The sequence below is a fragment of the Rhizobacter sp. P5_C2 genome (genome assembly GCF_054049715.1).
The window spans coordinates 60928-72782 of the sequence record NZ_JBFULV010000028.1 but is presented as its reverse complement, the minus strand read 5'-3'; the positions used below and the strand labels follow the sequence as shown (position 1 = coordinate 72782).

9 protein-coding genes are annotated in these 11855 nt (G+C 68.4%); 6 read left to right on the top strand and 3 right to left on the bottom strand.

The window, feature by feature from the left end; all coding sequences use genetic code 11:
• The 3 genes from ACXJLU_RS12915 to ACXJLU_RS12905 all read right to left on the bottom strand — a co-directional run.
• On the bottom strand, positions 1–3341 hold a 3341-nt coding region (locus ACXJLU_RS12915; protein ID WP_457331438.1), incomplete at its 3' end, for an FG-GAP-like repeat-containing protein.
• Positions 3342–3630: 289 nt separating this feature from the next.
• Positions 3631–5133 carry a glycerol kinase GlpK gene (gene glpK / locus ACXJLU_RS12910; RefSeq protein ID WP_457331436.1) on the bottom strand — a complete coding sequence of 501 codons (1503 nt, stop codon included), beginning with the start codon at positions 5131–5133 and terminating at the stop codon, positions 3631–3633.
• A 13-nt stretch (positions 5134–5146) separates the two neighbouring features.
• Entirely contained in the window at positions 5147–5911 is a 765-nt protein-coding gene (locus ACXJLU_RS12905) for a DeoR/GlpR family DNA-binding transcription regulator (protein WP_073462651.1), read from the bottom strand.
• Positions 5912–6092: 181 nt separating this feature from the next.
• Between ACXJLU_RS12905 and glpD the strand changes: the two genes are divergently transcribed.
• The 6 genes from glpD to ACXJLU_RS12875 are packed head-to-tail and all read left to right on the top strand — an operon-like array spanning position 6093 to position 11833.
• Positions 6093–7661, top strand: coding sequence for a glycerol-3-phosphate dehydrogenase (gene glpD, locus ACXJLU_RS12900; protein ID WP_457331433.1), 1569 nt, complete (start codon positions 6093–6095; stop codon positions 7659–7661).
• Complete coding sequence (locus ACXJLU_RS12895) at positions 7652–8722, top strand: ABC transporter ATP-binding protein (RefSeq protein WP_073462653.1); 1071 nt, start codon at positions 7652–7654, stop codon at positions 8720–8722. The genes glpD and ACXJLU_RS12895 overlap by 10 nt, the downstream gene beginning before the upstream one ends.
• A gap of 1 nt (position 8723) precedes the next feature.
• Positions 8724–9833 carry an ABC transporter ATP-binding protein gene (locus tag ACXJLU_RS12890; protein WP_457331431.1) on the top strand — a complete coding sequence of 370 codons (1110 nt, stop codon included), beginning with the start codon at positions 8724–8726 and terminating at the stop codon, positions 9831–9833.
• Positions 9830–10720, top strand: a complete 891-nt coding sequence (locus ACXJLU_RS12885) for a carbohydrate ABC transporter permease (protein ID WP_457331429.1) — start codon at positions 9830–9832, stop codon at positions 10718–10720. The genes ACXJLU_RS12890 and ACXJLU_RS12885 overlap by 4 nt, the downstream gene beginning before the upstream one ends.
• Positions 10713–11525 carry a carbohydrate ABC transporter permease gene (locus ACXJLU_RS12880; RefSeq protein ID WP_073462657.1) on the top strand — a complete coding sequence of 271 codons (813 nt, stop codon included), beginning with the start codon at positions 10713–10715 and terminating at the stop codon, positions 11523–11525. The genes ACXJLU_RS12885 and ACXJLU_RS12880 overlap by 8 nt, the downstream gene beginning before the upstream one ends.
• Entirely contained in the window at positions 11525–11833 is a 309-nt protein-coding gene (locus ACXJLU_RS12875) for a DUF2160 domain-containing protein (protein WP_457331427.1), read from the top strand. Before ACXJLU_RS12880 ends, ACXJLU_RS12875 begins: the two co-directional genes overlap by 1 nt.
• Positions 11834–11855 lie beyond the last annotated feature (22 nt).

Here is an 11855-nt window from a genome sequence, read left to right as displayed (position 1 = left end):
GTCTGGCACGACGCACCGGGCGCCAGCACGGTGGTGCCCGGCTGGCAGTACGTCACGTTGCCCGGCTGGCCCTGCCACGACCACATGCCCGCCGGCCCGGCGGCCGTCGTGTGCGCGGTGATCAGCAGCGATACCGTGCCGTTGTTCTTGATCGTCGGCCAGTCGCCTGAGTCGGATGCCGCGCCGATGGCGCCCCACTGCGTCGACACCGGCACGAAGACCAGCGGCGGCGGGGCCACCGTCAACGACACCGCCTTCGAAGCCGCACTGCCCGCCGGCGACGGTGTCGCGCTCAGCGTGCCGCTGTAGGTGCCGACGGCCGCGCCGGAGTTCAGCACCACCGCGCCGCAATCGGCGGTGTTGGCCGAGCAGGTCGCCGGCCCGGTCACCGTGGTGCCGGCTGGAGCTGCGTATGCGATTGATGAGGCCACCGTCTGGCCGGTGTTGCCGAGCGTGCAGCTGATCCACGCCAGTGCGGGTACCGCCGCGGGGCTCGACGTGTTGCAAGCCGTGAGCGTCAGTGCGGACGGGGTGGCCGCCACGTCGCCCGCCTGCTGCGCCGCCTTGGTCACCACCGTCTTGCGCAGCAGGCCGATCAGCCACGGGCCGCTGAGGTTGTCGTAGGTGTTGATCGTCGTGGTCGTGAAGCTGTCGCCGCCGCCGCTCACCGTCTCGCTGCTCGACGTGATGTTGCCGAAGATGTCGATGCCGTTCGGGTTGACCTGCGTCGTGCGGGTCACCATCGGCGAGTTGTCCAGGTCGCGCGTGGCGCTGGTGCTGCCGCTCGCATAGGCGAACAACGCGCCGCCGGTGGTCGCGAACGACGCGGGCGTGGTGTCGCTCTGGCTCAGCACGACGCCGTTGGCCTGCGTCGCCTTGACCTGCACCGGCATGCCGATGAACGGATCGTCCTGGCGGAAGCGGCTCAGCGTGGTCACGCCGGTGGACGCGTCGGTCGATTCGATCGTCTCGAAGCCGGCCGAGCCCAGCCCCTGCAGGTTGCTGCGCAGGCCCCGGTAGCGGTAGTCGGTGGTGAGCCAGCCGCCCTGGCCGTTGGCCACGCGGCGCTGCGCCACCAGCGGTGGGCCGCTCGCGACGTTGCGCAGCGGCCAAGCCACGTCGGCACCGCGCGTGTAGACGCTCGTGTCGTCCATGCGCTTGTAGCTGAACTGCGTCTGCTGGCCTTCGCCGTCGGTCACCGACTCGAGCAGGTCGCTGCTGCCGCCGTTGCCTGTCAGCGCCACATACCAGCTGCCCGCCGAGTTGCTCGCGGCGATGTAGTAGGCGCGATCCGGGATGCCATCGCCGTTGAAGTCGCCGACATATGTGGCCGTCGCAGTCCCTGGGCTGGCCGGTGTCCACGGGCGGCAGGCGATGTTGACACTGCCACCGTAGGTGTCGCCGAGTTGATACGGCGCGTTGTCGCCGACCTGGCAGACCGCCGCACTGCGATACGCGTCGGCGCGGCCGTCCGCATCGAAGTCACCGACGTTCGAGAACGGGCTACCGCTGGTCATCCCCAGGATGGGCGAGCAAGCCAGCGATACGCCGGTCGAGCGGCAAACCTTGGCGGAGGTCACGCCATTGAGAACGTGGGATTCGATCACGTCGCTGTAGCTGTCGTACGGATCGCCGTTCTGGTCCGACAGAACCGTCGTGCCCGGATCGGGAATCACCGGCAGGAAGAAATCGGTCTGCCCCATCGCCGTGGACCTCACCAGCCCTTGGTCGGTCGACAGGAACACGCTCGCGTCGCTCCATGCCCCGGACTTCTCGGTGATGATGAAGTCCGCGCGACCGTCGCCGTTGAAATCACCAGTCACCTTCTTGATGTTCGGCCCGCTCTCCCAATCGGTCAGCGTGGCCAGCACGAAATCGGCGGTGTCGTAGGCGGTGCAGGCGCCGCCCGTGGCGACGCCGGTGCACAGCTTGGAGCCGCCCTTGCTGCCGTTCTTGTCGACGGAGAGGATGTCATCCCGCCCGTCGCCGTTGAAATCGCCCACCGGGCCGCCCACGAGCGGGCCGGCCCAGTTGCTGCACGAGAAGGCGCTGCCGGTCGACAGACACACGCTCCAGGCGGACGACCCCACGACGGGAACCCACGCGACGTCCATGCGGCCATCGCCGTTGAAATCGCCCTGCGTGACGCTCCGCGTGCCGTTGGCTGGTCCGGCCCAGGTCTGGCACGAGAACGACGTGCGCCGCGACAGGCACACCTGCCAATTGCCGGCACCGTCCGAGCGGGCCAGGTCGGCCGCGCCGTCGCCATCGAAGTCGCCCATCAGCACCTGCGTCTGCACCTGCTGCGTCTTGTTGCCGAGTTGCAGGTTCGTCGGGATCAGCTCCTGCAGTTGTGGCACCGGGCCGCCCCAATTGCCGCTGCCGGCCGCCGCGAAGGTCTCTGCCGCGCTGTCACGCACCGACCACGCGAAGCGCGTGGCCGGCAGGCAGTTGCCCGCGCCATCGCAATCGCTGATCGCGTCGACCAAGCTGCGACCGTTGATCGGGTTGGTCCTGTAAGCCACGCGGTAGTCGCGCACCAGGGTGCCGCCTCTGCCGTCGGCCGCGGTGTCGATGCGCGTCTGGATCGCCGTGAGCCGCTGCGTGCGGCTCAGCAGGCTGCCGGCCACATAGCCCTGCCACGGGTCGGGCCGGGTCTCGTAGAKGAAGTTCACCGCGTTRTACGGCACCAGCCCGGTGCTGTCGTTGCCGGTGTAGCGGATGCGCGTCGGCACCATCTCGCCGAGCGCGCTGTYCTTGGCGTAGCCGATGCTGTAGTAGCTGCCGCGCCGGTCYTGCGARCGCGACAGCGCCCAGCGCAGGTTSCGCGTGCCGCCTTGCACGTCGAGSGTGGCGTCRGCGGTGCCGCCGTAMGTCAKCACCTGGCCCGACTTGAGRTAGACCGTCCAKGMGTCMGGSCCCTTSGCGGCATCGGTGACGACGGGAACGATCTTGCTGAAGCCGTCGATGCGCGTGCGGTACTCGCTRCCGTTCGAGYCGGTCACCGGCAGCAGCCGCTGGCCATCGAGGCAGAACACGTCGGCCGTGCTCACCGACACCGCGGTGCGCACGCCATCGATCGCCAACGTCTTGCCGCAGCGCGCGATGCTCGATTGACCACCCAGCGCCCAACCGCGCCCGAGCGTGCCCGTGCCGGACTGACTCGAGTAGTTCAACGACACGCCAGGTGCCACACCCGCCGTGCCCGGCGGCACCGCGATCGACACCGAGTACGTCGCCGCACCCGCGCCCACCGACGCACGCCCGGCCAGGCTGCCCGCCACCGGCCCCGACAGGTTCGGCGGTTGAACGGTGACGGCCGTCTGCGCGAGTGCCGCCATCGGAACGCCGAAAAGAACGGCCGTCGCGGCAAGCGCCGCAACAGCCATGCGCGGCCGTGCCACGGCCCCATGACGTGAATGATTCAAGGATTTCCCCCAATGAGCTTCGAGCATCACGCCATGCGCATCGATCGTGCGACTTCGGCTGTGCCGCGCAACCGTCGGTGCGTCAGCAGTGGGGAGGCACGTTAGGGAGGGTCTGGATGACCGTCAAGGCACTCCGTTGGGGGTGTGGCGAATTCGCGATACCAGCGATCGCTGCATTCAATCTCCACAATCTGCTGCTAGCTCAGCTCGCTACGGTCTGCCGCACCGCGCGCTCCCACTCCGCCATCAAGGCCTGCGCGCGCTCGCGCGACATCGTCGGGTGGAAGGTGCGTTCGACCTGCCACTGCCGTGCCAGTTCGTCGAGCCCGCTGTAGACGCCGCACGACAGCCCGGCCAGCGAGGCTGCGCCGAGCGCGGTCGTCTCGATCACCTTCGGCCGCACCACCGGGATGCCCAGCAGGTCGGCTTGGAACTGCATCAGCAGGTTGTTGACGCAGGCGCCGCCATCCACGCGCAGCTCGCTGACCGGCGCGCCGCCCGCCGCCACCGCATCGCGACCCATCGCCTGCAGCAGCGCCGCGCTCTGGAACGCGATGCTCTCCAGCGCCGCGCGCGCGATGTGCGCCACCGTGGTGCCGCGCGTCAGCCCGACGATCGCACCGCGCGCATCGGCCTTCCAGTACGGCGCGCCGAGGCCGGTGAAGGCCGGCACGAACATCACGCCGCCGGCATCGGGCACGCTCTCGGCCAGCGACTGCACCTCGCTGCTCGCCTTGATCGCGTTCAGCCCGTCGCGCAGCCACTGCACCACCGCGCCGCCGATGAAGACGCTGYCCTCGAGCGCGAATTCGGTCTGCGCCGTCGGCTGCGCCGCGCTGGTTGTGATCAGCCCGTTGGTCGAGGTCTGGAACTGCGCGCCGGTGTGCGTCAGCATGAAGCAACCGGTGCCGTAGGTGTTCTTCGCGAGGCCGGCGCGAAAGCACGCCTGGCCGAACAACGCGCTCTGCTGGTCGCCGGCCACGCCGCCGATCGGCAGCGAGGCGCCCAGCAGCTCGGCCTTCGTGTGACCGTACACGTGGCTCGACGGGAACACCTGCGGCAGCACCTCGCGCGGCACGTCGAGCAGTTGCAGCAGTTCGTCGTCCCACGCGTTGCGGCGCACATTCAGCAGCAGCGTGCGCGACGCGTTGCTGACGTCGGTGGCATGCACCGCGCCACCGGTCAGGTGCCACATCAGCCACGAATCGACGGTGCCGAAGGCCAACTCGCCGCGCGACGCCGCCTCGCGCGCGCCGCCCACGTGGTCGAGGATCCACTTCAGCTTTGTGCCGGAGAAGTAGGCGTCGATGATCAACCCGGTCTTCTCGCGGAAGGTGGCTTCGAACCCGCGCTCGCGCAGCGCGGCGCAGGTGGGCTCGGCGCGGCGGTCCTGCCAGACGATCGCGTTGTACAGCGGCTCGCCGGTGCGGCGGTTCCACACCACGGTGGTCTCGCGCTGGTTGGTGATGCCGATCGACGCGATGTCGCCGGCGCTGATGCGGGCTTTCGCGAGCACCTCCTTCGCTGTCGCGAGCTGCGAGTGCCAGATCTCCATCGGATCGTGCTCGACCCAGCCCGGCTGCGGGTAGATCTGGCGGAACTCGCGCTGCGCCATCGCGACGATGCCGCCGGCGCGGTCGAACACGATGCTGCGCGAACTGGAGGTGCCCTGGTCGAGGGCCAGCAGGAAAGGGGGTGTGCTCATGGCAGGATGAAACTCAGGCGGCGACCTCGCATTGGACGCCCGCATCGGCCAACAGGGAAGGGAAAGGCTCGGGCGGCGCCTGGTCGGTGAACAGCGCATCGATCTCGGCGAAGCCGGCCACCTGCACCATCGCCGGCCGGTTGAACTTGCTGTGGTCGGCGGCCACCCACACCTGGCGCGACTGCTCGATGATCGCGCGCGCCACCTTCACCTCGCGGAAATCGAAGTCGCGCAGCGTGCCGTCGCTCTCGATGCCCGAGATGCCGATCAGCCCGATGTCGACCTTGAACTGCTTGATGAAATCCACCGTCGCCTCGCCGACGATGCCGCGGTCGCGCGAGCGCACCACGCCGCCGGCCACGATCACCTCGCAGTCCGGGTTGTCCGACAGGATCGCCGCGACGTTCAGGTTGTTCGTGATCACGCGCAGCCCCTTGTGCCGCATCAGCTCGCGCGCAATGGCCTCGGTGGTGGTGCCGATGTTCAGGATCAGCGAGCAGCCCTCGGGCACGCCCTGCGCCACGCTGCGCGCGATGCGCTGCTTGGCCTGCTCGTTGAGCTGCTGGCGCTGCCGGTACGCGATGTTCTCGGTGGTGGAGCTCGGCAGTCGCACGCCGCCATGGAAGCGCGCCAGCAGCCCGGCATCGGACAGCAGCTTCACGTCGCGCCGCACCGTCTGCAGCGTGACGCCGAACTGGTCGCTGAGCGCCTCCACCGTCGCCGTGCCGCGCGCGCGCACCTCGTCGAGCAGCAGCGATTGGCGCGGGTTCGGGGTCATGGCGGCGGAGGGTACCGAATGGCCGAACGAAAGCAGATGCTGGATTTCCTGGGTTGCGCTGCTTTCGTTTTTCGCATAAAACGAAAAAAGAAGATCAGAAACGAACGCAACCGAACACCGCACCGAACAACAACACGAACCTCGCCGACGGCGGGGTGTCGATGGGCCAGGAGACGAATTCTTGAATCAACCTTTGCCGGCTGACGTGGACGTGCTCGTCGTGGGCGGCGGCATCAATGGCGCCGGCATTGCGCGCGACCTGGCGGGCCGTGGCGTGCGCGTGCTGGTGTGCGAGAAGGACGACCTCGCGCAGCACACCTCGTCGGCCTCGACCAAGCTGATCCACGGCGGCCTGCGCTACCTGGAGTACTACGAGTTCTCGCTGGTGCGCAAGGCGCTGGCCGAGCGCGAGGTGCTGCTGAAGGGCGCCCCGCACATCATGTGGCCGCTGCGCTTCGTGATGCCGCACGACGCCAGCATGCGGCCGGTGTGGATGATCCGCGCCGGGCTGTTCCTGTACGACCACCTGGCCAAGCGCGAGGTGCTGGCCGGCTCGCGCACGGTGTCGCTGCGCGAGCACCCGGCCGGCGCGCCGCTGAAGCCGCAGTACACGCGCGGCTTCGTCTATTCCGACGGCTGGGTCGACGATGCGCGGCTGGTGGTGCTGAACGCCCGCGACGCGGCCGACCGCGGCGCGACGGTGCTGACGCGCTGGCGCTGCATCGATGCGCAGCGCGGCAACAGCACCTGGCGCGTCACGCTGCAGGCGGGCGACGGCCGCACGCACACGCTGAATGCGCGCGCGCTCGTCAACGCGGCCGGGCCGTGGGCCGCGCAGTTCCTCGCCGAAGGCACGCATGCGCCGCGTGCCAAGTCGCTGCGCCTGGTGAAGGGCAGCCACATCGTCGTGAAGAAGCTGTTCGACCACGACCACGCCTACATCTTCCAGAACCCGGACCGCCGCATCATCTTCGCGATCCCCTACCAGGACGGCGAGTTCACGCTGATCGGCACCACCGACGTCGAGCACCACGGCGCGATCGGCGACGCCCGTATCGACGACAGCGAGATCGCCTACCTGTGCGAGCAGGCGAGCCGGTACTTCGCGAAGCCGGTGCTGCCGGCCGACGTGGTGTGGACGTACTCCGGCGTGCGACCGCTGCTCGACGACGAATCGGGCGATCCGTCGGCGGTGACGCGCGACTACTCGCTCGAACTCGACACCTCGAAGGCGGCGCTGCTGTCGGTGTGGGGCGGCAAGATCACGACCTTCCGCAAGCTGGCCGAAGAGGCCGCCGACCTGCTGGCCGCGCCGCTCGGCAACAGCCGCGGCGCGTGGACGGCCGGCGCCTTCCTGCCCGGTGGCGACCTCAGCGTGTGGATCGGCGACCCGCAGCGCCCCGACACCGACTTCGCGCGTTTCGAGCAGGCCTTCGCGCTGCGCCATCCGCAGCTGCCGGTGGCGATGCGCCACCGCCTGGCGCGCTGCTACGGCTCGCGCGTGCAGACGGTGCTGGCGAACGGCCCCGGCGCCGAAGTGGTGCCCGGGTTGCACGAGGCCGAGCTGAACTACCTGCACGACCACGAGTGGGCACGCGAGCCCGACGACGTGCTGTGGCGCCGCACCAAGCTCGGCCTGCACCTGACACCGGCCCAGCGCGAGCAAGTCGCGCTCTGGTGCGCGCAACACTGGCGCGGCACGCCCACCGCGGCGCCGCAGACGAGACCTTCGGAGACCTCATGGAATTGACGCTGGAGCGCATCGGCAAGCAGGTCGGTGCGCAGACCCACCTCTACCCGCTGGACCTGACCCTGGTCCCGCGCGCGGTGACCGTGCTGCTGGGCGCGACCCAGGCCGGCAAGACCTCGCTGATGCGCGTGATGGCGGGGCTGGACACGCCGACGCAAGGCCGTGTGCTGGCTGACGGCCGCGACGTGACCGGCCTGCCGGTGCGCGAGCGCAACGTGTCGATGGTCTACCAGCAGTTCATCAACTACCCGTCGATGACGGTGGCGGACAACATCGCGTCGCCGCTGAAGCTGCGTGGCGAGAAGGGCATCGCCGAGCGCGTGCAGGAGCTGGCGAAGCGGCTGCACATCGAGCCCTTCCTGAAGCGGCTGCCGGCCGAGCTGTCGGGCGGCCAGCAGCAGCGTGTGGCCCTGGCGCGGGCGCTCGCGAAGAAGGCGCCGCTGATGCTGCTCGACGAGCCGCTGGTGAACCTGGACTACAAGCTGCGCGAAGAACTGCGCGACGAGCTGTCGCAGCTGTTCGCTGCGGGTGAGTCGACCGTCGTCTACGCGACCACCGAGCCGACCGAGGCCTTGCTGCTCGGCGGCTACACCGCGGTGATGGATGCCGGCGAGCTGCTGCAGTACGGCCCGACCGCGGAGGTGTTCCACCGGCCGCAGTCGATCCGCGTCGCGCGCGCGTTCAGCGATCCGCCGATGAACCTGGTCGAGGGCACGCACGCGACGATCGGCGTCTCGCTGCAGGCAGGGGTGAATCTGTCGGTGCCGCTGCCGGCCTCGAGCACGCCGGCGCTGACGATCGGCATCCGTGCCAGTGCCTTGCGTGTCCACCAGCGCGATGGCGACGTCGCGTTGCCGGGCAAGGTCGAGCTGGCCGAGATCTCCGGCTCCGACACCTTCGTGCACGTCGACACGCCGATCGGCGAGCTGGTCGCGCAGCTGACCGGCGTTCACCAGTTCACGCTGGGCGAAGCGGTGACGCTGTACCTGAACGCGGCGCAGGTACACGTGTTCGATTCTGCGGGCCGGTTGCTGGTGGCCCCGAACCGGGAGGGCATCTGAGATGGCACGCATCGATCTCGACCTGGCGCATGCCTACAAGCCGAACCCGCAGCGCGATGAAGACTACGCACTGCTGCCGCTGAAGATGACCTTCGACGACGGCGGCGCCTACGCGCTGCTCGGCCCGTCCGGCTGCGGCAAGACCACGCTGCTCAACATCATCTCCGGCCTCGTGACGCCGTCGCAGGGCACCGTGAAGTTCGGCGGGCAGGACGTCACCGGCCAGTCACCGCAGCAGCGCAACATCGCACAGGTGTTCCAGTTCCCCGTCATCTACGACACGATGACCGTCGCCGAGAACCTCGCGTTCCCGCTGCGCAACCGCGGTGTCGCACCCGACCGCATCCGCCAGCGCGTCGGCCAGATCGCCGAGATGCTGGAGATGAGCGGCCAGCTGAACACGCGCGCCGCCGGCCTGTCGGCGGATGCCAAGCAGAAGATCTCGCTGGGCCGCGGCTTGGTGCGCGAAGACGTCTCGGCGGTGCTGTTCGACGAGCCACTGACCGTCATCGACCCGCACCTGAAATGGCAGCTGCGCCGCAAGCTGAAGCAGATCCACCACGAGCTGAAGCTGACGCTGGTCTACGTGACGCACGACCAGGTCGAGGCGCTGACCTTCGCCGACCAGGTGGTCGTGATGACGCGCGGCCGCGCGGTGCAGGTGGGCAGCGCCTCGGCGCTGTTCGAGCGGCCGCAGCACCGCTTCGTCGGCCACTTCATCGGCTCGCCGGGCATGAACTTCCTGCCGGTGCGCTGGGCCGGGCAGGGCATCGACGTGGCCGGCCGCGTGCTGCCGATGGCGCGCAACCCGCTGCAGGGCGAAGGCAGCTTCGCGCTCGGCGTGCGGCCGGAGTACGTGGCACTCGCCGCGCCGGAGGCCGCGGGCGCCGTGCCCGCCACCGTGACGCAGGCGCAGGACATCGGCACCTACTGGCTGCTCGGCGCGCGCATCGGGTCCGGCGACAGCGAGCAGACGATCCGCGCCCGTCTGTCGCCCGACCAGCGCATCCCGCGGGTCGGCGATGCGGTGTGGCTGTCGCTGGTCGGTGCGCACACCTGCTACTACAGGGACGACGTGTTGATCGATTCTTCCGTGGAGGTGGCGGCATGAAGCCCGTCAACCAGAAAGCCTGGCTGCTGATCCTGCCGGTGGTGCTGTGCGTCGCGTTCTCGGCGGTGCTGCCGCTGATGACGGTGGTGAACTACTCGGTGCAGGACATCATCTCGCCCGAGCGGCGCGTGTTCGTCGGCACCGAATGGTTCAAGTCGGTGATGCGCGACGAAGACCTGCAGGGCGCGCTGCTGCGCCAGATCGGCTTCTCGCTGGCGGTGCTGCTGGTGGAGATTCCGCTCGGCATCGCGCTCGCGCTGTCGATGCCGGCCAAGGGCGCGCGCTCGTCGGCGGTGCTGGTGCTGGTGGCGATCTCGCTGCTGATCCCGTGGAACGTGGTCGGCACCATCTGGCAGATCTACGGCCGCACCGACATCGGACTGATGGGCGCCGCGCTCGCGAAGCTGGGCATCGACTACAGCTACACCGGCAACGCGACCGATGCGTGGCTCACCGTGCTGCTGATGGACGTGTGGCACTGGACGCCGCTGGTCGCGCTGCTGTGCTTCGCCGGGCTGCGCGCGATCCCCGACGCGTACTACCAGGCCGCGCGCATCGACGGCGCGAGCAAGTTCGCGGTGTTCCGCTTCATCCAGTTGCCCAAGCTGCGCGGCGTGCTGATGATCGCGGTGCTGCTGCGCTTCATGGACAGCTTCATGATCTACACCGAGCCCTTCGTGCTGACCGGCGGCGGGCCCGGCAACGCGACCACCTTCCTGAGCCAGTACCTGACGCAGAAGGCTGTCGGCCAGTTCGACCTGGGACCGGCCGCGGCCTTCTCGCTGATCTACTTCCTGATCATCCTGCTGCTGTGCTTCATCCTCTACAACTGGATGCAGCGGGTCGGCCAGGATGCGACGACGACCGAGGGAGCCGCCCATGGATGAGCGCCGTTTCAAGAAGCGGGTGATCTTCCTGCTGCTGTACCTGGTGTTCGCGATCCTGCCGGTGTACTGGATGGTGAACATGTCGTTCAAGACGAACGAGGAGATCCTGTCGTCGTTCAGCCTGTGGCCGCAGCATTTCACGTTCGACCACTACCGCACGATCTTCACCGACGAATCGTGGTACTCGGGCTACATCAACTCGATGATCTACGTGGCCATCAACACGGTGATCTCGTTGCTGGTGGCGCTGCCGGCGGCGTATGCGTTCTCGCGCTACAGCTTCCTCGGCGACAAGCATGTGTTCTTCTGGCTGCTGACCAACCGGATGACGCCACCGGCGGTGTTCCTGCTGCCGTTCTTCCAGCTGTACACGACGCTCGGGTTGATGGACACGCACATCGCGGTGGCGCTGGCGCACCTGCTGTTCAACGTGCCGCTGGCGGTGTGGATTCTGGAAGGCTTCATGAGCGGCATCCCGCGCGAGATCGACGAGACGGCCTACATCGACGGCTACTCGTTCCCGCGCTTCTTCCTGACGATCTACATCCCGCTGATCAAGGCCGGCGTGGGCGTGGCGGCGTTCTTCTGCTTCATGTTCAGCTGGGTCGAGTTGCTGATGGCGCGCACGCTGACCAGCGTGAACGCGAAGCCGATCGTCGCGGTGATGACACGCACGGTGAGCGCATCGGGGATGGACTGGGGCGTGCTGGCGGCGGCCGGCGTGCTGACCATCGTGCCGGGCGCGATCGTGATCTGGTTCGTGCGGCATTACATCGCCAAGGGTTTTGCGATGGGGAGAGTGTGATGTTCGACTGGATGGCATGGACCCTGCCGGTGGCGGTGTTCTTCGTCTGCATCGTGCTGATGCTGGCCGGCATGACGGTGTGGGAGCTGAAGTCGCCGACGACATTGCGCCGCGGCTTCTTGCCGATCGCGACGACGCGCGGCGACCGGCTCTTCATCGGGCTGCTCAGCGCGGCCTACGTGAACCTCGCGTTCGTCGCGTTCAGCGAAAGGATGGTGGGCTGGTTCGGGCTGGCGGAGGAGCCGTCGATCTGGATCAGCTTCGTGGTCTCGATGGCCGTGCTGGCGCTGGTGATGCGCAAGGGTTGAGCCGCCGAGCCGCAGTTTGAAA